18 protein-coding genes and 1 pseudogene are annotated in these 19,330 nt (G+C 73.8%); 9 read left to right on the top strand and 10 right to left on the bottom strand.

Annotation, left to right across the window (positions count from 1 at the left end; translation table 11 throughout):
* Positions 1–82 precede the first annotated feature (82 nt).
* The 3 genes from HCC30_RS25015 to HCC30_RS25005 are packed head-to-tail and all read left to right on the top strand — an operon-like array spanning position 83 to position 2,900.
* The gene (locus tag HCC30_RS25015; RefSeq protein WP_169445038.1) at positions 83–1,591 is read left to right on the top strand and encodes an aldehyde dehydrogenase family protein; all 1,509 of its coding nucleotides are present in this window, start codon (positions 83–85) and stop codon (positions 1,589–1,591) included.
* Positions 1,588–2,307 (top strand): gamma-glutamyl-gamma-aminobutyrate hydrolase family protein, encoded by a 720-nt coding sequence (locus tag HCC30_RS25010; protein WP_169445037.1) that lies wholly within the window; start codon positions 1,588–1,590, stop codon positions 2,305–2,307. Before HCC30_RS25015 ends, HCC30_RS25010 begins: the two co-directional genes overlap by 4 nt.
* A gap of 47 nt (positions 2,308–2,354) precedes the next feature.
* Positions 2,355–2,900 carry a GNAT family protein gene (locus tag HCC30_RS25005; RefSeq protein WP_169445036.1) on the top strand — a complete coding sequence of 182 codons (546 nt, stop codon included), beginning with the start codon at positions 2,355–2,357 and terminating at the stop codon, positions 2,898–2,900.
* A gap of 8 nt (positions 2,901–2,908) precedes the next feature.
* On the opposite strand, the gene HCC30_RS25000 is transcribed toward HCC30_RS25005, so the two are convergent.
* Positions 2,909–4,570 (bottom strand): amidohydrolase, encoded by a 1,662-nt coding sequence (locus tag HCC30_RS25000; RefSeq protein ID WP_169445110.1) that lies wholly within the window; start codon positions 4,568–4,570, stop codon positions 2,909–2,911.
* 216 nt (positions 4,571–4,786) lie between these two features.
* Positions 4,787–5,752 (bottom strand): TIGR03619 family F420-dependent LLM class oxidoreductase, encoded by a 966-nt coding sequence (locus HCC30_RS24995; protein ID WP_240979868.1) that lies wholly within the window; start codon positions 5,750–5,752, stop codon positions 4,787–4,789.
* A gap of 148 nt (positions 5,753–5,900) precedes the next feature.
* Between HCC30_RS24995 and HCC30_RS24990 the strand changes: the two genes are divergently transcribed.
* Positions 5,901–6,665: a type 1 glutamine amidotransferase gene (locus HCC30_RS24990; RefSeq protein ID WP_346776795.1), complete on the top strand. Its 765-nt coding sequence runs from the start codon at positions 5,901–5,903 to the stop codon at positions 6,663–6,665.
* A 31-nt stretch (positions 6,666–6,696) separates the two neighbouring features.
* Here the strand turns inward: HCC30_RS24990 and HCC30_RS24985 are convergent, their stop codons facing one another.
* The 3 genes from HCC30_RS24985 to HCC30_RS24975 form a co-directional block, all read right to left on the bottom strand.
* Entirely contained in the window at positions 6,697–8,154 is a 1,458-nt protein-coding gene (locus HCC30_RS24985; protein WP_169445035.1) for an MFS transporter, read from the bottom strand.
* A 43-nt stretch (positions 8,155–8,197) separates the two neighbouring features.
* Positions 8,198–9,862, bottom strand: coding sequence for a tetratricopeptide repeat protein (locus HCC30_RS24980; protein ID WP_169445034.1), 1,665 nt, complete (start codon positions 9,860–9,862; stop codon positions 8,198–8,200).
* A gap of 116 nt (positions 9,863–9,978) precedes the next feature.
* The gene (locus HCC30_RS24975; RefSeq protein WP_346776794.1) at positions 9,979–11,397 is read right to left on the bottom strand and encodes a cellulase family glycosylhydrolase; all 1,419 of its coding nucleotides are present in this window, start codon (positions 11,395–11,397) and stop codon (positions 9,979–9,981) included.
* A gap of 200 nt (positions 11,398–11,597) precedes the next feature.
* On the opposite strand from HCC30_RS24975, the gene HCC30_RS24970 reads away from it, so the two are divergent.
* Complete coding sequence (locus HCC30_RS24970) at positions 11,598–11,999, top strand: hypothetical protein (protein WP_169445033.1); 402 nt, start codon at positions 11,598–11,600, stop codon at positions 11,997–11,999.
* Positions 12,000–12,102: 103 nt separating this feature from the next.
* Here the strand turns inward: HCC30_RS24970 and HCC30_RS24965 are convergent, their stop codons facing one another.
* On the bottom strand, positions 12,103–13,017 hold the full coding sequence (locus HCC30_RS24965) for a hypothetical protein (RefSeq protein WP_169445032.1): 915 nt from the start codon (positions 13,015–13,017) through the stop codon (positions 12,103–12,105).
* A 453-nt stretch (positions 13,018–13,470) separates the two neighbouring features.
* On the opposite strand from HCC30_RS24965, the gene HCC30_RS24960 reads away from it, so the two are divergent.
* A complete protein-coding gene (locus HCC30_RS24960) occupies positions 13,471–14,013 on the top strand; it encodes a hypothetical protein (RefSeq protein ID WP_169445031.1) in 543 nt (180 codons plus the stop codon).
* Between the two features lie 12 nt (positions 14,014–14,025).
* On the opposite strand, the gene HCC30_RS24955 is transcribed toward HCC30_RS24960, so the two are convergent.
* The 3 genes and pseudogenes from HCC30_RS24955 to HCC30_RS24945 form a co-directional block, all read right to left on the bottom strand.
* Positions 14,026–14,496, bottom strand: a complete 471-nt coding sequence (locus HCC30_RS24955; RefSeq protein ID WP_169445106.1) for a GNAT family N-acetyltransferase — start codon at positions 14,494–14,496, stop codon at positions 14,026–14,028.
* A 186-nt stretch (positions 14,497–14,682) separates the two neighbouring features.
* Positions 14,683–15,072, bottom strand: a pseudogene (locus tag HCC30_RS28835) (cytochrome P450); the annotation flags it as partial.
* An 802-nt stretch (positions 15,073–15,874) separates the two neighbouring features.
* Positions 15,875–16,225: a hypothetical protein gene (locus HCC30_RS24945; protein WP_169445030.1), complete on the bottom strand. Its 351-nt coding sequence runs from the start codon at positions 16,223–16,225 to the stop codon at positions 15,875–15,877.
* 439 nt (positions 16,226–16,664) lie between these two features.
* Between HCC30_RS24945 and HCC30_RS24940 the strand changes: the two genes are divergently transcribed.
* A complete protein-coding gene (locus tag HCC30_RS24940) occupies positions 16,665–17,078 on the top strand; it encodes a YciI family protein (RefSeq protein ID WP_169445029.1) in 414 nt (137 codons plus the stop codon).
* Positions 17,075–18,220 carry a DUF6596 domain-containing protein gene (locus HCC30_RS24935; protein WP_169445028.1) on the top strand — a complete coding sequence of 382 codons (1,146 nt, stop codon included), beginning with the start codon at positions 17,075–17,077 and terminating at the stop codon, positions 18,218–18,220. Before HCC30_RS24940 ends, HCC30_RS24935 begins: the two co-directional genes overlap by 4 nt.
* Positions 18,221–18,294: 74 nt before the next feature.
* Here HCC30_RS24935 and HCC30_RS24930 read toward each other — a convergent pair whose 3' ends face one another.
* Positions 18,295–18,600: a hypothetical protein gene (locus tag HCC30_RS24930; protein WP_169445027.1), complete on the bottom strand. Its 306-nt coding sequence runs from the start codon at positions 18,598–18,600 to the stop codon at positions 18,295–18,297.
* Positions 18,601–19,013: 413 nt separating this feature from the next.
* On the opposite strand from HCC30_RS24930, the gene HCC30_RS24925 reads away from it, so the two are divergent.
* Entirely contained in the window at positions 19,014–19,328 is a 315-nt protein-coding gene (locus HCC30_RS24925) for a hypothetical protein (RefSeq protein ID WP_169445026.1), read from the top strand.
* The last annotated feature ends 2 nt before the right edge of the window (positions 19,329–19,330 follow it).

Here is a 19,330-nt window from a genome sequence, read left to right as displayed (position 1 = left end):
ATGGCGGCGGTCAACCCCCTGTCGGCGCACGGGAGTCCGGGCTATGTTTGAGCCCAAACGATATGTACCAGGAGGCAGCACCATGCCGGACGCCCTGGCCACCCGCAGCCACCAGGACTGGACCGCGCACGCCGAGAAGGCCACCTTCCGCACCACGCACCACATCGACGGCCGCGCCGAACCCGGCGGCGGCGCCACCTTCCCCGTCACCTCGCCCCGCGACGGCCGCCATCTCGCCGACGTCGCCGACGCGGGCCCGGCGGAGACCGGCCTCGCGGTCGCCGCCGCACGCCGCGCCTTCGACCACGGCCCCTGGCCCCGCCTCGCCCCCGCCGACCGCGGCCGCGTCCTGCTCCGCCTCGCCGGACTCCTGGAGGCCGAGGAACACCGCACCCGGCTCGCCCTGACCGTCACCCTGGAGAACGGCAAACCGGTCGGCGAGGCGTACGGCGTCGAACTGCGCGCCCTCGCCGCCACGTTCCGCTTCTACGGCCAGCTCGCCGACAAGCTCGCCGACGAGTCCCCGCACACCGATCCCGCCGCACTCGCGCTCGTCACCCGCGAACCGTCCGGCGTCGTCGGCGCCGTCGTCCCCTGGAACTTCCCGCTCACCCTCGCCGGCTGGAAACTCGCCCCGGCGCTCGCCGCCGGCTGCACGGTGGTGCTCAAACCCTCCGAGGTCACCCCGCTCTCCGCGCTGCTCCTCGCGGAACTCGCGCAGCAGGCCGGCCTCCCCGACGGCGTGCTGAACGTGATCGCCGGGGACGGCCCCACCGCGGGCCGCGCCCTCGGCCTCCACCCGGACGTCGATGTCCTCGCCTTCACCGGATCCACCGCCGTCGGACGGCACTTCCTGCACCACGCCGCCGACTCCAACCTCAAACGGGTCTGGCTGGAGCTGGGCGGCAAGTCTCCCAACCTGGTCTTCCCCGACGCCCCCGACCTGGACGTGGCAGCCGCCACCGCCGCCTGGGGCATCTTCTTCAACCAGGGCGAGATGTGCACCGCGCCCTCCCGGCTGCTCGTCCACGAGTCCGTCGCCGACCGGGTCGTGGACGCCGTGGTGGCCAGGGCCCGGGCGCTGCGCGTCGGCGACCCGCTGGACCCGGCCACCGGGATGGGCGCCCAGTCCGGCGAGGCTTGCGTCGGCGTCCTCCAGTCCCACGTCGACGGCGCGGTAGCGGGCGGCGCCCGGCTCCGCACCGGCGGCACCCGGCTGGAACGCGTCCCCGGCGGCAGCTACTACGCGCCGACCGTCCTCGACCGCGTCGCCCCGTCGGCCGCGGTCTGCCGGGAGGAGATCTTCGGCCCGGTGCTCTCCGTGCTCACCTTCCGCGACGCCGAGGAGGCCGTCCGCCTCGCCAACGACACCGAGTACGGCCTGGCCGCCGGGCTCTGGACCGGCTCCCTGACCACGGCACACACCGTCGCCCGGAGGCTGCGGGCCGGCACCGTCTGGGTCAACTGCTACGAGGAGGGCGACCTCACCGTCCCCTTCGGCGGCTACAAGCACAGCGGCAACGGGCGCGACAAGTCCGCCCACGCGCTGGAGAAGTACACCGAGCTCAAGACCACCTGGATCCGGCTGTGACCCGCCCCCTGATCGCGCTCCCGCAGCGCTTCTCGCCGGACACCGCCGTCCTCAGGTACGCGGCCGTGGTCACCGCGCGCGCCCTGGCGGAAGCCGTGTACCGGGCGGGCGGCGAGCCCCTGATGCTGCTCCCGCACGCCCCCGGCGGCCGGGCCGACGAGGCCGAGGCGGCCGCGCGCCTCGCCCGCTGCGACGCTCTCCTCCTCCCCGGCGGCGGCGATTTCGCGCCGCACCACTACGCAGGCGCGGAGGCCGCTGTGCACGCGGCGGTGTACGACGTCGACGAGGAGCAGGACGCCTTCGACCTGGCGCTGACCCGCGCCGCCCTCGCCTCCCCGCTGCCCGTGCTGGCCGTCTGCCGCGGACTCCAGGCCGTCAACATCGCGCTGGGCGGCACCCTGCGCCAGGACATGGGCGGCCCGGGACGCGCCCACCGGCACCTCGTCCACCCGGTCGCGACGCGCCCCGGCTCACGCGTCTCCGGCGTCCTCGGCACGGACAAGGCCGAGGTCTCCTGCCACCACCACCAGTGCGTCGACGCCCCGGGACGCGGCCTCACCGTGACGGCCCGGGCCGCCGACGGCACCCCCGAGGCCCTCGAACTCCCCGGCCGCCGCGCCTGGTTCACCGCCGTCCAGTGGCACCCGGAGGACACCGCCGCCACCGACCCGGCACAGCAGGCCCTCTTCACCGCCCTGGTGGAAGCCGCCCGCTGACGGCGCAGGAGGAACCGACGCGCGCTCCCCGTACGTCCGTCAGGCATATGGGGAGCAGCCGGGGTGCCGTGACGCTGCGCCGGATCGAACCGGCGGACTGGCGGGCCGTGCACTCCTGGGCCTCCCTCGACGAGGTCTGCCGCTACCAGACCTGGGGGCCCAACACCGAGGCACAGACCCGCGCGTTCGTGGCGGAGGCCGCCGCGGCCTGGGAACGGTCACCGCAGCACCGGTACGCGTACGCGGCGCGGTCCGGCGGCGACGTCGTCGGCATGGGGGAGCTGCACGTCCGGAGCCGGGCGCAGCGGCAGGGGGAGATCACCTACGCCGTGCATCCCCGGGTCTGGGGCAGGGGCGTGGGGACGGCGATCGGCGCCGGGCTGCTGGCGCGCGCCTTCGACGGGCTCGGCCTGCACCGCGTGTACGCCACCTGCGACCCGCGGAACCTCGGCTCGGCCCGGGTGCTCGGCCGGCTCGGCATGACCAGGGAGGGCCGCCTCCGGCACACCGCCCTGATCCGGGACGGCTGGCGCGACTCCGAACTGTTCGCCGTCCTCGAGGACGCATGGCGCGGCGTCGGCGGAGGGGACTGACGGCCGGTTCAGCGCGCGTCGTGCACGATCTCCCCGTCGAACACGGTGAGCGCGACCGGGAGTTCGGCGATCTCGTGCGGTCCTGCGTGCGGCAGGTCCCCGTCGACGACGCAGACGTCGGCCGCCGCGCCGCTGGTCAGGGTGCCCTTCCAGGTCTCGGCGAAGTCCTGGCGCGCGGCGTGCGTGGTGTAGGCGCGCAGCGCGGTCTCCAGACCGACGCGCTGTTCGGGCCCGCTGACCCGGCCGGAGGCCCGGGACTCGCGGAGCATCATCGAGGCCACCCCGCGGCGCCAGTCGGGGTGCGTGACGGGGGCGTCGGACGAGGCGGTGACGGCGATCCCGGCGGCCACCGCGTCCCGCACCGGCCACTGGTAGGCGGCCCGTTCCGGACCGGCGACGCCGACCATCAGGTCCGCGACGGTGTCCTTGACGCCCGGGTTCATGTTGGCGCCCCAGCCGTGCGCGGCGAGCGTGCGCAGGGCGCGGGGCGAGGCGAAGTCGCCGTGGATGAGGTAGTGCCGCGCGTCCGGCCTGGGGTGTTCGAGCTGGGCCTCGGTGAACGCGTCGACCACGGCGTCGATCCCGGCGTCGCCGGTGATGTGGACGCCGAGCTGGTGGCCGGCGGCGTGCGCGTACCGGACGATCTCCCGCAGTTCGCCGACCTGTTGGGCGTGGCTGTGCCCGTGCAGGCACAGGCCGCCGCGGCCGCCGCCGGCGCTCTCCTCGTAGGGCTCGTGCATCCAGGCGGTGCGGGCGGGCGGGATGCCGTCGGCGAAGAGCTTCACGCCGAGGACGTTCAGCAGGCGCGGGTCGGCGTCCGCGCAGATCCCCTCCAGTTCGGCGAGCCGCTCGGGCAGGCCGGACGCGGCGCCGCCCATCTCCAGCGGCAGCAGCAGCACGCTGACCCTCACGCCCAGTTCACCGGCGGCCGCGAGCCGGGCGTAGGCGCGCAGGGTGTCGGTGTGCGCGGCGCCGAGGAAGAGGGAGGTGCCGCCCGGGCCGAGCCCCGGCTCGGTGAGCGAGGTGATGCCCTCGGCGTGGCAGAGCCGTACGGCGGTGCGGATCGCGGACTCCCGCTGCTCGCCGGTCATCGCGGGGACGGCCGCGTACCCGAGGTCCTTGGCGCTCTCCCGCAGCAGGCCGGTGGGCGTGCCGTCCGGGTGCCGCTCGATGACGCCGCCGGGCGGCACGGGCGTGTGCCGGGTGATCCCCGCGCGCTCCATGGCACGGGAGTTGAGCAGCACGTTGTGCCCGGAGAAGTCGGTCAGGGCGACGGGGTGGGAGGGCGAGGCGGCGTCCAGGTCGGCCGCGGTGGGGTGGCGGCGCGGGTCGGCCCGGCACTCGGCGAGGTAGCCGGGGTCCCAGCCGCTGCCGGTGAGCCAGGTACCGGGCCGCAGGGCGGCGGCCCGCTCGCGGACGGCCTCGGCGAGCCCGGCGAGCGAGGAGACCGCCGCGGAGCCGCAGTCCAGGGAGTGCGGGGGCCGGGAGGCGCCGAAGGCGGCGGCGTGCAGATGGGAGTCGTTGATGCCGGGCAGCGCGGTGCGCCCGGCCAGGTCGACGGTGGTGGTGCGCGGCCCGGTGAGGGCGCGGATCTCCGCCTCGCTCCCGGCGGCCAGCACCCGCCCGCCCCGGAGGGCCAGTGCCTCGGCGCGGGAGAAGGCGGCGTCCATGGTGAGCACGGTGCCGCCGTACAGCACCAGATCTGCGGGAGTCGGCACGGCGGACCTCCTGGACGGGGGCGGGACCAAGTGCCCTGCGTCCGGCACCTGTTGGCTCGGATCTCATTTGAGGCCAAACGTAAGCGCGGGGGAGGGTGCCTGCCAAGAGGTGCGACGGTAATCCGTACGGGCCCGTACGAGGTGGCCGTGGGTTGTGCGGTGCGGCCGTCAGGAGGTCAGTGCGTGCACCTTGCGCATCACCTCGCGGCAGAACCGGGCCACGTCTCGCGGGTCGTCGGTGAACTGCGAGGGCTTGACGCAGAAGGTGCCGAAACCCTGCTCCAGCTGTGCCGGGATGCTCTCCAGTGCGGCGTCCAGACCGGCCACCGATGCGTCGTCGGGGAAGGCGGCGCGGGTGCCGCCGATCATCTCCAGGTCCGCGAGGTCCCGCCCGGCCTCGGTCATCGCCGCGCGCAGCCTCGCCAGTTCCTCCGGGCGGGGGCGGCCGAGCGGGTTGAAACCGTCCCCGTGGCGCACCAGCCGGCGCAGCAGCGGCTCGTGCAACGTGGCGCCGCCGAACCACAGTTCGGGGCCGGAGGGGCGGAACGGCTTGGGCTCCAGGTGGACGTCACGGAAGCGGTAGTGCTCGCCCTCGAAGGTCACCGGGCCCGGCCGCCACAGCGCCTCCCACGCCGCCAGGTGCTCGTCCAGCAGCCTGCCGCGCCGCGCGAAGGGCACCTGGAGTGCCGCGTACTCGTCCTTCGACCAGCTCACGGTCGGCAGCACCACCAGGCGCCCGTGGGAGAGCAGGTCCAGGGTGGCCAGCTCCTTGGCCAGCAGCAGCGGGTGGCGCAGCGGGGCGAGCACGGCGGCGGCCGCGAGCCGGATGTGCTCGGTCACCGCGGCCATCGCGGAGAGCAGCACCACCGAGCTGGGCCAGGGGGTGTCCGGGTCCTGGTTGCCCGGCAGCGCGTACTCGCGCGGGTTCGGCATCAGGCCCCGCGCGCCGGAGTCCGGGCCGAGCACGATGTGCTCGCTGAGCATCACCGAGTCGAAGCCCGCCTCCTCGGCCTCGCGGGCCCAGCGGAGCACGGCGTCCAGATCGCAACGGCCCCCGGTCATCGTCCAGTTCTCGGTCAGCACGAGCGTCATCCGGGGTGCGGCGGGACGCGGGTGCGGCTGCGGCAGCGGCATGGGAACCTCTCCGGACGGGGTGATGATTTGAGGCCAAACGGTAAGCTGGGGCGGCCACGCCGACAAGAGGCGGGCACGGTGGGAAAGGCGGGCGCCGTGGGAAGGGAACAGTGACCGTCCGCACCGACACGACCCAGGAGGCGCACCGGTGAGCAGCACACCCACGGCGGCAGGAACCGGCCAACGGCAGCCGGCCGCGCTGGTCATCCACCACGACCACTGCTCGTCAGCGGGACACGTCGGCACCAGGCTGCGCGAACGCGGCTACCGGCTCGTCGAGATGACCGTCGTCCCCGAGGAGCGCTACGACACCCCCGACCTGGACGCCGCCGAGGCCGGCTTCCCCGCCGACCCCACCGCCTGGGACCTCATCGTCCCGCTCGGCGCCCCCTGGTCGGTGACCCGCATGAACTCCTGGATCACCGCCGAACTCCGGCTGCTGCGCGAGGCCCACCACGCCGGCGTGCCCGTGCTCGGCATATGTTTCGGCGGCCAGGCGCTGGCCGCCGCGCTCGGCGGCAGCGTACGGCCCGCGGGCCGCTTCGAACTCGGCTGGACCGAGCTGGAGGCCCAGCGGCCCCAACTGCTCGGCCCGGGGCCCTGGTTCCAGTTCCACGGCGACCGCTTCACCCTCCCCGAGGGCGCCGAAGAACTCGCCCGCAACGAGGTCTGCCCGCAGGCGTTCACCCTCGGCCGCAGCCTCGGCGTCCAGTTCCACCCCGAACTGACCCCCGCCACCCTCCAGTCCTGGTTCGACAACGGCGGCTACGCTCTCGCCGCCGGCGCCGCGGGCCTGGACCGCGCGGCCTGCGACGCGCTGGTCACCGGCCTCGCCGCCGCCACCCCGGACTACCGCGCCCGCACCGCCGCCCTCGTCGACGCCTTCCTGGCACAGGTGGCCACCACCCGCTGAACCGGTACGCGGACGCGGGCGACCGGCACCCTCAACCCTCCGTCCGCACCGCGGTCTTGGGCAGCTCGGGCGCGGCCTTCCGGCGCCAGGCCGCCGTCCCCCGCCAGACGCACCAGGCGCCCAGTACGCCCGCCAGCCCGATCCCGCAGAGCGCCAGGCGGGCCTGGCCGGCGGGCGCGGGGCCGCCGAGGTGGACGAGGACGCCCGCGACGGCGGAGCCGATGGCGTTCGAGACGAGCTGCACGGTGTTGATCGCCGAGGCGGCCGTGTCGCCCTCGTCGTCGGAGGCGACACCGCTCATGACGCGGGTCGCCACATGCGGCCACGCGATACCGACACCGGCGCCGCCGACCAGCAGGGCCACCACCCAGACGACGGTCACCCCGACGCCCATGGCCTCCGCCGTCACCAGCCCGGCCGTCACGAAGCCGACCGTGATCAGCAGCGGACCCGCGGACGCCACGCGGCTCCTGGCCCGCAGTCCCGCGACGGTCGCGCTCGGGATCTCGCCCAGCGTCCAGCCCAGCGCGATCGCGGCACCGGCGAAGCCGGCGAGCAGCGGGGCCAGCCCGGCCAGCCGCTGCCCGAACAGCGGGATGAACGCCTCGATCTGCGAGGCGACCGACAGCAGCGCGATGGCGCCGTAACACCAGGGCAGCGGGGACGAGAAGGAGAACGCGGAGCGGGGCAGGATGCGGCCCCCGCGCCGCCTGTCGTGCGCGAAGGCGAGGAACAGCCCGGCCAGTGCTCCCGCCGGCAGCACGACCAGCAGGGCCGTGGAACTCACGATGTTGCCGAGGCTCACCAGCAGCACGGCACCGACCAGCAGCCCCACGGTGAGCGGCGAGGCCACCGGAGGGACGTCACCGTTCCGTGCCGCGGGCACCGCCAGCGGCACCAGGACGGTCACCAGCCCCGTCGCGACCAGCAGCGCCACCATCGCGCCGCGCCACATGTCGTACTGCGCGAAGGCGCCGCCGACCGCGGGGCCCAGGAACGTGCCCACGCCCCACATGGCGGACACCAGCGCCGTCCCGAGGGACCACAGGCCCTCGGGCAGCAGCGCACGGATGAGCGCGTACCCCAGGCCGCAGAGCAGGCCGCCGCCGAGCCCCTGCACGAACCGCCCGGCCAGCAGCACCTCCATGGCGGGCGCGGCCGCACAGGTCACCGTGCCGAGGGCGAAGGAACCGAGCGCCAGGAAGTACGTGCGGCGCGCGCCGAGCCGCGGCAGCAGCGTGCTCACCAGCGTCGAGGAGATCACCGACGCCAGCAGGAAGACGGTCGTCACCCAGGCGTAGAACCTGCGGCCGCCGATCTCCTCCACGGCGGCGGGCAGCAGACTCGTCGTGAGGAACACATTGGTCGCGTACAGCCCCACACCGCCGGCGAGGACCACGGCCACCCGGCGGTTCCGGCCCCCCAGTAAGTCGCGCCAACTCCCGTGAGCAGCGGCCTCGTTCTCGTTCGGATCAGAAGTACTGGACATGCGCCGAACGTAGAACCTCAGGAGCACCTGAGGTCAATGACGTTCAGCAGCAGCCCTTCCCGCCGTCCGTTTCCAGGCGGCAGAAACAGGACGCCCGGACGGGGACGTCCGCCAGGGCGGCCGCGAACTGCAGCTGCTGCGCCACGATCCGGGCCTCCGCGTCCTTGCCCAGGCGCACCAGGCACTCGTGGAACCCGTGCAGCGACCAGACGTTCGCGGGGTGCTGGCAGGCGCGCGGCAGCGTGTCGTCCAGGCCCAGGTCGGCCCGGTACACGGCCTCCGCCTCGGCGACGCGGCCCCGCTCCAGCAGCAGGGCGCCGTAGGCGTGGCGGGTGGGCTGCATCCAGCCCCACGGCTCGTCGTACGGCAGGCCGTCGTCCAGTGCGATCGAGCGCTCCAGGGCGGCGAAGGCGGTGTCGAAGTCGCCCTCCCGGTACGCCAGTTCGCCGTCCAGCATGGCGGAGGCGACGGCCAGGATGTCGGCGCAGGTGTTGTTGAACAGCATGCGGGTCGCCGGCACCCGGGCGACGGCCGCGCGGAACAGCTCCCGCTCGGCGGCGGCCTCGCCGGTCCGCCCGGTGGCCGCGAGCGCGACGCCGCGCCCGTAGTGCCGCATCGCCGTGGTCACGCGGTACAGCTCCGGGTCGGCCGGCTGCGGCAGGCGGAGCAGGTCGTCCCAGCGGCCGAAGCGGATCAGCACGTGGACGCGCATGCCGAGAAAGCTCTCCAGCCAGTCGGCCATCGGCGGACTGCCCCACCGCAACAGCTCCTCCGGAATGGAGGCTTCGAGCTGTTCGACGGTCTCCAGCGCGGTGGCCGACCGGCCGAGGAACATCGCGCCGTAGATCTTGAAGTGGTAGTTGTGCGAGCGGTACAGGGTGTAGAAATTCATCGCCCCGGCCCGCGCGTGGAACTTCTCGTCGGCGGCGATCGCCCGCGAGTTGTCCGAGACCACCCGCCGGTAGTCCCCGCACAGCACCTCCAGATGCGTCGGCATGTGCTGCAGATGGCCCGCGTCCGGCACCAGATCGCGCAGCCGGTCCCCGGCCGTCAGCGCGGCCTCGGGCGTCGGGGACATCTCCATCAGGTGGATGTACAGGTGCAGCACGCCCGGATGGTGCGCGCCCGGCCCCGAGTCCATCGCCCGCTCCAGTACGGCCCTCGCCTCCGGCGTGCGCGCGCCCTCGGCGGGCAACCCGGTGCGCTGGTCCCACAGTTGCCACGGCGTGAGGTTCATCTGCGCGTCCGCGTGCAGCGTGGCCACGTCCGGGTCGTCGGGGGCGAGGTCGTGCACCGCGCGCATGGCGTCCGCGTAGGCCACGCTCCAGGCCGCGCAGTCCCCGTCCGGCTCCGCCCGCGGGTACCGGCTCCGCAGCGCCCGGATCAGGGCCCGCTCGACGGGGGTGGCGGCCGCGGCCTTCGCGTGCGCGCGCTCGGCCTCCCGGTGGGCGCGGCCGACGGAACGGGACAGGTCCTCCTCGTCGAACGCCTCCCAGGGCTTGTTGTAGTTCGGGCCGAGCACGAAGGCGATGCCCCAGTACGCCATCGCACACTCCGGGTCCGCCTCGGCGGCCGCCTCGAAGCAGGCGAGAGCCTCCTCGTGGTGGAAGGCGTACGCCCAGATCAGGCCACGGTCGAACCACAGCTGCGCGGACGCCGAGGAAGTCGTGACGGGACGGGAGTGGGTGCCGAGGTCGTAGTAGTCCATCCGTCTCTCCAGCGGGAACGGTCGGTCGGGCGGCGGGGGAGGGGCGCACGGTACGCACGGAAACTCCGCCCTCCCCACGCGGAGAACGATCCCGGGGGACGGGGGGACACCCGCGCTCAGCCGGAGCCGTGCCCCGGCGTCACGGTGACCGTCACCGTCGCGCCCGGACGGGCGTGCACCCGGGCCGTCGCCGCCCGGTCCGAGGGGAGCCCGGGCGTCGCCGTCCAGCCGGGACCCGTCACCCGCACCCGCCACCCGCCGGGACGGGGCGGGACCCGCAGCTCGGTGACGCCGTGCCCCGCCCGGTACGTCAGCCGGTACGTCCCGGCGTCCGGGTCGTACACGTCCTCGGTGACCGCGCCCGCCACCGCCGGGGCGTACGGGGCGGCCGTCCGCTCCTTGTTGGGGCGGAAGCGGCCCTGCTCGTCGACGGCGCAGTAGCCGCCCCCGTAGCACCAGACGTAGCCCGCCCAGCCCGAGCTGTACCGGCCGAGCGAGGCGAGCGCGTCCCGGTAGAAGCGGCCCATGTTCGGCAGGCCGCTGTTCAGCGGCCCCCACTCGCCGACCACCACCGGCACGCCGTACCGCTCGGGATAGACGCGCACCGCCGCCTCGTACGCCTCGATCCAGCCGGCCGACGGGTCGTAGTCGGCGCCCGCCTCCATCGCGGTGCTGTAGAAGTGCGGGGCGTAGACCGCCTTCGGGTCGTCGACGCGGCCCAGGCCCGTGGGCACGCCCTCGCCCACGACCGGGGTCGGCTCGAAGAAGATCCAGTTCTCCTGGTCGACGGAACGGACCGCGTCCGCCAGGCGGTTGTACATGCCGGTGAGCTGCTCGGCCTCGATCCGGCGGGCCGCGGTGGGGATGTCCTCACCGGCCCGGAGCTCGCCCATCGGCTCGTTGATCAGGTCGTAGCCGAGCACGGCCGGATGCGCGGCGAACCGCTCCGCCAGCACCCGCCACATCCGTGCCTGGGCCCGCTGGAGATCGGCGTCCTCGTACAGGTGGGTGAACGCGCGCTGCACGGCCGGCTCGAAGTACTCGGCGAACCAGTCGTCCGGGTGCGGCTCGAAGGGCAGACCGTCGGTCCTGGTGGCCCACTCCGGGATGCCGCGGTGCCCGAACGCCGGGCCGAACACGTCCTGGTGGGCGTCGATCAGGACATGGATACGGTGCCGCTCGGCCCAGTCCAGGATGCGCTCGATCTTCGCCAGGTAGTCCTCGCTGTACCGGCCGGGCCGGGGCTCCAGATCGTCCCAGAAGACCAGCAGCCGGGCGAAGTTGAAGCCCCGCTCCCGCAGGTCCCGGAAGTGCCGCTCGGTGATGGCGGACAGCGCCTCCTCGCCCCGGTGCGTCTTGTCCTCGACGTTCCACCCGCGCAGCGTGAGCACGCGTCCGCGCTCGTCGGTCAGCCGCGGCGGCGACGGCGGCCCGCCGGTGTCCGCCTTCCCGGCGGCCGTGGCGGGGCCCCCTCCCGCGCCGACCACGGCGCAGCACACGAGCGTCACGATCCCAGCGAGCAGACGTCGGTACACGGGCAGACCTCCGCACGACGATGTCCCGGCCCCGGGATCACACCAGCAACCTGACGCCCCATCAAGAACGCTTCCGGACGACTTCCCGGCCAACTGACCGCCACTGTGGGCCAGATCACCTTCCGGTGGGTCATACGGACGATCGCGGCGCACGTGTAGGGGGCGTCAGAAGACGAACACCGATCCACGGGGAGCACCGCATGACCCTCGGTATCCGCCGCAAGGCGACCACCACCGCCCTCACCCTGCTGGCCGCCGCCGGCGCCCTCGGCGCGACGGCCGCACCGGCGGGCGCGACGCCGCAGTCGGCCCAGCCCACCCGCCCGGCCGTCTCCTTCGCGGACGAGGGCGGCGTCCAGACGAAGGGCGTCCCGCCGGGCTGCCGCATCTGGAGCGACTACCGCGGCATCTGGACGGCCGTGAACTACCGCTGCGACGTCGACTCGCCCAAGCAGTACCGCGCCGTCGTCAGCTGCGAGGACCCCAAGACCGGCAGCGGCACCCGCACCACCGGCGAATGGGTCAACCACCGCCAGACCTCCACCGCCACCTGCTGGATGCCCAAGGTCGCCGTCATGCAGCACTGGGAGTACCGGGGCTGAGCGGGGCGCGGGAGCGGCCCGGGGGAACCGGGCCGCTCCCGCGGCGGCGGAGCAAGCTCCGTTCACCTCCGGCGGGCCGTCGGCAGGCCCCTGGCGCGGGGGGCTAGTTCTGTCGCCTGGAGCCTTCGCAGGTGTACTTCACGACATCCGAGGACGGCTTGCCGGTCGCGCAATCGGCCCACTCGCCGTCCTCGGTGTCGGTCATCGCCGCGACCCAGTACTGGTCGGGGCTCACGGGCGCGGCTTCGGTGAAGAACGGTTTCCCGCTGTCCCGGATGGCGCGGGTGTGCGTGCCCGTCTCGTCCGAGTAGGTGGCGAGCAGCTCCCACGCGCAGGAACGGCCGCTGGTCAGGCTCTCCACCCGCAGGTTCGCCGGCTCCTCCCCGCCGCCGAGGTTGATCACGTTGTTCCGGAAGAACGGCTGCCCCAGTTCCTCGGTCTCCCTGCCGGTCGCCTGTGTCGTGACGGCCGCGGAGCCTTCCTTGGTCAGGTCGTAGAGGACGCCGGTATAGGCCGCCTCGCCCTCGGGGTGGCGCTCGAAGACCGCGCGGGCGCGGGACGGATTGCAGCGCAGCACCTTGGCACGCAGGTCGGTGATCGTCAGGGTCGACTTGCGGGAGCTGTGCAGCTGCAGATTGAAGGACGACGCGTCCGCGTACGGCGGGGTGTCGACGTTGTGCGGGATCTTGCTGGGGTCGCCCAGGCGCCGGGCGCCGATCGACCGCAGGAAGGTGTCCATCTCGGTGGTGTCGATGGCGAACGAGGCGGCCTTCTGCCGCTCGGCGGCGGTGAGCGGCCGGTCCAGCACGTACCTGCCCGCCTGCACCATGGAGGTGTCCTCCCGGAAGCGGCTGACATGGGCGGTGAACGGCGCCTCCTCCGCGTCGATCGCCTTCTCCGCGACGTCTTCCGCGCGCTTGGCGCTCTCCGTGTGCCACAGGTCGAGGCGCTGGGTGACGAACGCCGCGGCGACGAGGACGACCACGGCCATGGCCACGCGCCAAGCGGTGACCCTCACCTTCGCCCTGCGTGGCAGATCCCGTGCCTCGGGGACGTAGTCGTCCCACGCGGCATCGAAGGCGCTGCGCTCGCGTGGCGGACCCGGTGGGACGGCCGGTGGAGCCGAAGGCGGCGGGGGGCCGTTGCGCCTGCGGGCGGAGCGTCGCAGGCTCTCCCGTAAGGAGCGGACGAAGGACGGGGCGGGTCGCACGGACATCTCTCCCGAGTGGTGACGAGCGGAGCGGATCCGCTGATGCGCGATGATGGGGGCAACGTACCCGCACCGCAGCCCGGTTGGGGCCAGGACAAAGGTCCTGCCGTCACGGATTCCGCGGCCAGAGCCGGAGTTGACGCTCGGCGGGCCCCGTACGCTCTCCCGCGATCTTTTCGCGGGATTCGTCATATCTGTGTCCGGGCGGTGGGTTACTGTGCGGGCACGTTGCGCTGCGGAACGTCGACCGAGGAGGAGTTTGTGTCATCGCCCTGCGATCCCGTGCACGCGCCGGCCGGTGATGTGGGGGCGGCGCTCATGATGGTCGACTCGCGGCTCAAGGAGATCAGCGCGGAGAAGCGGCTGAGCGATGCCGAACAGCAGGCGCTGACCGACCAGTTCGCCGCCTCGGTGAGCGCGGGCGGGTTCGAGGACCTGCTGGACGGCGCCTGCACGCTCATCTACATGTACATGCAGTGGCTGCGCGCCGCGTACGAGGACCACGACAAGGACGTCATCGAGTACGTCGTGCCCACCCTCGTCGCCACGATGCGGATGATGCCCAAGAGCGTCTCGCCCGAGGCCATCCCCACCATGGCCGGCCTGCTCATCGCCGCCGGAACCGGCCTCAGCCCCAACCTGTGGCGTAAACAGTACGGTTACTGGACGGAGACCGAGATGACACCCCTGGAGGTCACCGCCTTCCTCCTCGCCGACCACGTCAACCGGATCACCGACGACCCCGAGTTCGCCACCCGCATGATCGCCGAGGCACTCTCCGGCGCGGAGGCGGAGGAGGACTGAAGCGCCGGGCCCTCAGCCGAGGGACCGCCGGTAGACCTGACGCGAACCGCCCTCCGGGCCCGGCTCCGCGGCCTCGCCCGGCAGGAACCCGAGCCGCTCGTAGAAGACCCGCGCACCGCTGGTGACCGCCCCCGGATGGTCGGCGCCGAAGGTGACCACCTCGACGGTTTCGACGGCGTCCGCCCCGCGCGCGAACCGCCGGTCCGCCTCCGCCATCAGCGCCCGCCCCACACCCTTCCCGCGCTCCCGCTCCGCGACGACGAGCCAGTGGACACGGTGCACCGGCGCCCGGCCGCCGGACAGCAGCCCGCCGAGGACGTGCGGACCCGACACGGCGACCAGCGCGGTGGACCTGCGGACGTGCCGGGCCACGGCCTCCCGGAACCCCGGATTCTCCACCATCGGCCCGAACCACTCCTCGACCTCGGCCGCCAGGCGGAGAAGGCCGGGGACGTCCCGCTCCCGCGCAGCTCTGACGATCACCCGGGCATCCCCCGCCTCCTTCGTCCCACTCCCTTGCGGACGCCTCGCGTTCGCACGCGGAGCCTGCGCCGGCGAATCCGTGTGCACCACGACCTCCAAATGGGCCAGGCCGCGCAGCCCGTTGTTGACCAGCGGGGCGGCGGAGACGGTCTCGAAGCGGCGTACCCGGTCGGCCAGCCGGTGCAGCAGGGCGCTCAGCTCCAGGCGGGCCAGGTGCATGCCGACGCACACGTGCTCGCCGCGGCCGAAGGCCAGGTGGTCCGAGGGGCGGCGGGTGATGTCGAAGCGTTCCGGGTCGGGGTAGTGGCGCTCGTCGCGGTTGGCCGAACCGTAGAGCAGCGCCACCCGGCTGCCCGAGAGGAGGGCGGCCCCGCCGATCGCGTGGTCCTCCGTGAGGACCCGGCTGAACTGCGGGACGGGGGACTCCAGGCGCAGCGACTCGTTGATCGCGTGCGGGATCAGTGAACGGTCGGCCCGCAACAGGTCCCACTGGTCCGGGTGTTCGGCGAAGAGCGCGATCGTGCCGGTGATCGCGAGGATCGTGGTGTCCAGGCTCGGCGTCACGTAGTCGAGCATCAGCGCGGGGCACTTCTCGCGCGGCAACTCGCCGCGGTCCGCCGCCCGGTGGAGGTGCGCCGCCCAGCCGTCCGGCGCGATCCGCCCGGGCACCGCCTCCTGCGCGACGAAGTCCATGAACTCATCGACCACGGGCGCCGCCCGCGCGAAACGCCCGTCGGCCGGGCCCTGCATGTCCCACATGGCCGCCGCCCACTCCAGCATCCGCGCGCGCCCCCGGGCGGGCAGGCCCACGAGGTCGGAGACCACGGCCATCGGCAGCCGCGCGGCCAGCTCCGTCGCGGCGTCGAACCGGCCCCGGCCGAGCAGTTCGGCGACGATCCGCTCCGCCTCCGCCTCGATCACCGGGACGATCTCCCGCATCCGGTCCTGACGCAGCGGACGGCCCAGTACCGCGCGCATCGCGGTGTGCTCGGGCGGGTCGCTGCACAGCGTGATCCCCGCCAGCCGCGCGTTCATCCCCGGATCGACGAACACGCCGCGCGCCGAGGAGAACGTCCGCCAGTCCATGAGCGCGGCGCGTACGTCCCGGTAGCGGGGGAGCGCGTACAGGTCGTACCGGGGGAGGTGCACCACGGGGCCGAGCGCCCGCAGCTCCGCGTAGAGCGCGTACGGGTCGGCCCGCGCGGCGGGCGTGTAGAGATCGACCTCGCTGACCGGTATCGCGGGCACACGGGCCTCCAGGGGACGGACGGCCCGGACGCCCGGCGGCGCGGGCCCGGTTCACGCACGTCCCGCCGAGCCTCGCACGTGCCCCGCGGCCGGCGCAGGGTTTCCCGGGATCAGCGCCGCGCGCACTCCGTCACAGCCACCGCAGCGCCGCCTCGACGCTGTCGCCGATACGGGAGTTGAACGCGATCGCGGCCTGCGGGGCGTGGCGGCGGACCAGGTTCACCGTCTGCTCGAACAGCGGCAGCAGCCCCTCGTCCTTGCGGATGCCGCCGCCGATGACCACCACCCGCCAGGCCCGTTCGGTCAGCGCCCCGGCGAGCACCGCCCCCGCCGACCCGTCGTGGACGACCAGCGCGGCGTCCGCGTCGATCCCGTGCTCCCCGAACCGGGCCAGCTCGGTGTCCAGCGCCGCCCGCAGCGCGTCCCCGTCCGCGCCGGGGATCGCCGCGGGGTCGTAACCGATGACCAGTACGTCAGCCATCCGGCCAACTTAGCCCCAACAGCGGACAGTTCACCGCCTCCCCGGAAACCGGCCACCATCCGTACCGGTGCCGGTACCTTTCCCGGACGGAGAGGAGGTCACCCGAAGAGCCCCCGCTCGACTGCCGGCGCACGTCGTCGCCGCGTGGCACGTCACCGGCGGGCCCGGTCCCGTGGTGGTCAGCCCGCACGCGCGTGAGGAGCGCCGCCGACCGGACCCTGAGCACGGACACCACCGCCCCGTACGGCGGACTCCCCCCCCCGCACGTGACCGCCACGCGAAGGAACCGGCCCCGCTGACACGCCCCGCCCCTGCGGAAGCCACCCCCAGGAGAAATCCCCCGGAAAAATCTCCCCCGGGGATGTCGAGACGTCGGGTGCGGCTCCGTCCCCGGAGCGAACGCGGCCGCACCGGCCGCACCTCACCAAGGAGAAAGATCATGGCCAAGTACCTGCTGCTGAAGCACTACCGGGGCGCGCCGGCCTCGGTCAACGACGTGCCGATGGACCAGTGGAAGCCGGAGGAGGTCACGGCCCACGTGCAGTACATGCGGGACTTCGCCGCCCGGCTGGAGGACACCGGCGAGTTCGTCGACAGCCAGGCGCTCTCCCCGGAGGGCACCTTCGTCCGGTACGACGGCGAGGGGCGGCCGCCCGTCACCGACGGCCCGTTCGCGGAGACCAAGGACCTCATCGCCGGCTGGATGGTGATCGACGTCGAGACCTACGACCGCGCCCTCGAACTCGCCGGTGAGCTGTCCGCCGCCCCGGGCGCCGGGGGCGAGCCGATCCACGAATGGCTGGAGGTCCGCCCGTTCTACGGCGAGCAGCCGACGGCCACCGCCGCCGAGTGAACGAGTCGCTGCTCAGGGAGCTGGTGCCCGCGGTGATCGGCGTCCTCGTCCGCCGCGGAGCCGACTTCGCGTCGGCCGAGGACGCCGTGCAGGACGCCCTCGTCGAGGCCGTCCGCACCTGGCCCGAGGACCCGCCGCGCGACCCCAAGGGCTGGCTCGTCACGGTGGCCTGGCGCAAGTACCTCGACGCCGTCCGCTCCGAGACCGCACGGCGGCGGCGCGAGGAACGGGCCGACGCCGAGCCCCCGCCCGGCCCGGGCGGGGCCGCGGACGACACGCTCAGCCTGTACTTCCTCTGCGCCCACCCGTCCCTGACCCCCGCCTCCGCCGTCGCCCTCACCCTCCGCGCCGTCGGCGGCCTCACCACCCGGCAGATCGCCCGGGCGTACCTCGTGCCCGAGGCCACCATGGCGCAGCGCATCAGCCGCGCCAAACGGACCGTCTCCACCGTCCGCCTCGACCGGCCCGGCGACCTCGCCACCGTGCTGCGCGTCCTCTACCTCGTCTTCAACGAGGGCTACTCCGGCGACGTCGACCTCGCCGCCGAGGCCATCCGCCTCACCCGCCGGCTCGCGCGCGCGAGGGGCCACGAGGAGGCCCTCGGGCTGCTCGCCCTCATGCTGCTCCACCACGCCAGACGCCCGGCCCGGACCGCACCGGACGGCAGCCTCGTCCCGCTTGCCGAGCAGGACCGCGGACTCTGGGACACCCGACTCATCACCGAGGGCGTCGAGTTGCTCCAGACCGCGCTGGCCCGCGACCGGCTCGGCGAGTTCCAGGCCCAGGCCGCTGTCGCCGCGCTGCACGCCGACGCCCCGACGGCGGAGGAGACCGACTGGCCGCAGATCGTCGAGTGGTACGACGAACTGGTCCGCCTCACCGACAGCCCCGTCGCCCGCCTCAACCGGGCCGTGGCCGTCGGCGAGGCCGAAGGCCCGCGCGCCGGCCTGACCGCCCTGGCCCCCCTCGACCCCGCCCTGCCCCGCCACACCGCCGTGGCGGCCCACCTCCACGAACGCGACGGCGACCTCACCACCGCCGCCCGCCTCTACACCCGGGCCGCCCGCACGGCCCCCACCCTCCCCGAACGCGACCACCTCACCCGCCAGGCAGCCCGGTTGAACGCGCGGCTGCGCGGGTGAGGGGGGCGGTCGGCGCAAGGCGAGGGATCTGTAGGACCCGGGCAGGCCGCCCACTGCACGGGACCCCTGCGCGCTCAGGCCCCCGGACGCAGCCGCTCGGGCGTCACACCGGTCTCCAGGAACGCCGTGGTCTCGTCCACCTGGAACGCGGTGGGGACGAAGCCGACGGGTGAACCGTCCTGCGGCACGTACAGCAGACGGGACAGCGGGGCCCGCATGACGTCGCCGGTGTCGATGTGCTCCTGGGTGTCGAACACCACGCCCCAGGCCCACCGGTGCTCGCGGGCGCACCCCTCCGGCAGCACGATCGTGTACTCGCCCGCGTACAGGCCGTCGAGGAACGCCAGCGCTGCCTCGCGCGCCCGGTCCTCCGTCAGCATGCGGAGTGCTCCTCCGTTCTGGTGGGTGAGAGGCGTGGAACCGCCCCCCCCGGCCATCCGACCACGGAGCCGGGACGGCCGCCGAACCGCCGGGAAACGATTCACAGCTTCAACAGGCAGACTCGGCAGCGGAGTTGGCGCAGGGCAGGGCGGCGACGTGGTGCCGTGGGCGATCTTTGTCACGGTTCCGGAACGCGGTGAACCGATCAGCGGTGCGCCGCGTAATGGTCTGTGCGGCAGCACTGTCGCACCGGAGACCCGCCGGCGGACCGGTCCGACGGCGGTCCAGGAGCCGCGCGGCGCCGGTGAGTTGACCGCGACGGCCGGCTCCGTCGGCTGACGTGCCCGGCGCATCCGGCCCCGCCCTCGACGGAGGACGGGGCCGGACGTACGGCACAGGAGGGGAGGTACCGGTGGGTCGCATCAGCGTGCCCGTGCAGGACCTGAAGGACACCGTCGCGGAGCTGAAGAACATCGGCGAGATGCTCGGCAGCTCCGCCACGCTCTACCACGCCACGGGCCAGGCCGACTCCTTCAAGGACCTCGTCGGCGACGGGGTCCTCGCGGACGCCCTCGACGGCTTCGACAAGGCGTGGGCCGCGGGCCACGAGCGGGTCCACGACAACGTGAACACCTTCGCCGAGAACACGGACAAGATCGCCGAGAACTTCACGCAGACGGACGAGGACACCGGCGCATCGCTGGACGAGTCCCAGCAGGAAGCGTGACA

Origin of the sequence: Streptomyces sp. HNM0574 (genome assembly GCF_012726235.1) — a bacterium.
Lineage (GTDB): Bacteria > Actinomycetota > Actinomycetes > Streptomycetales > Streptomycetaceae > Streptomyces.
Note: the sequence above shows the minus strand (reverse complement) of the source record. Positions and strands in the feature narration are given on the sequence as shown.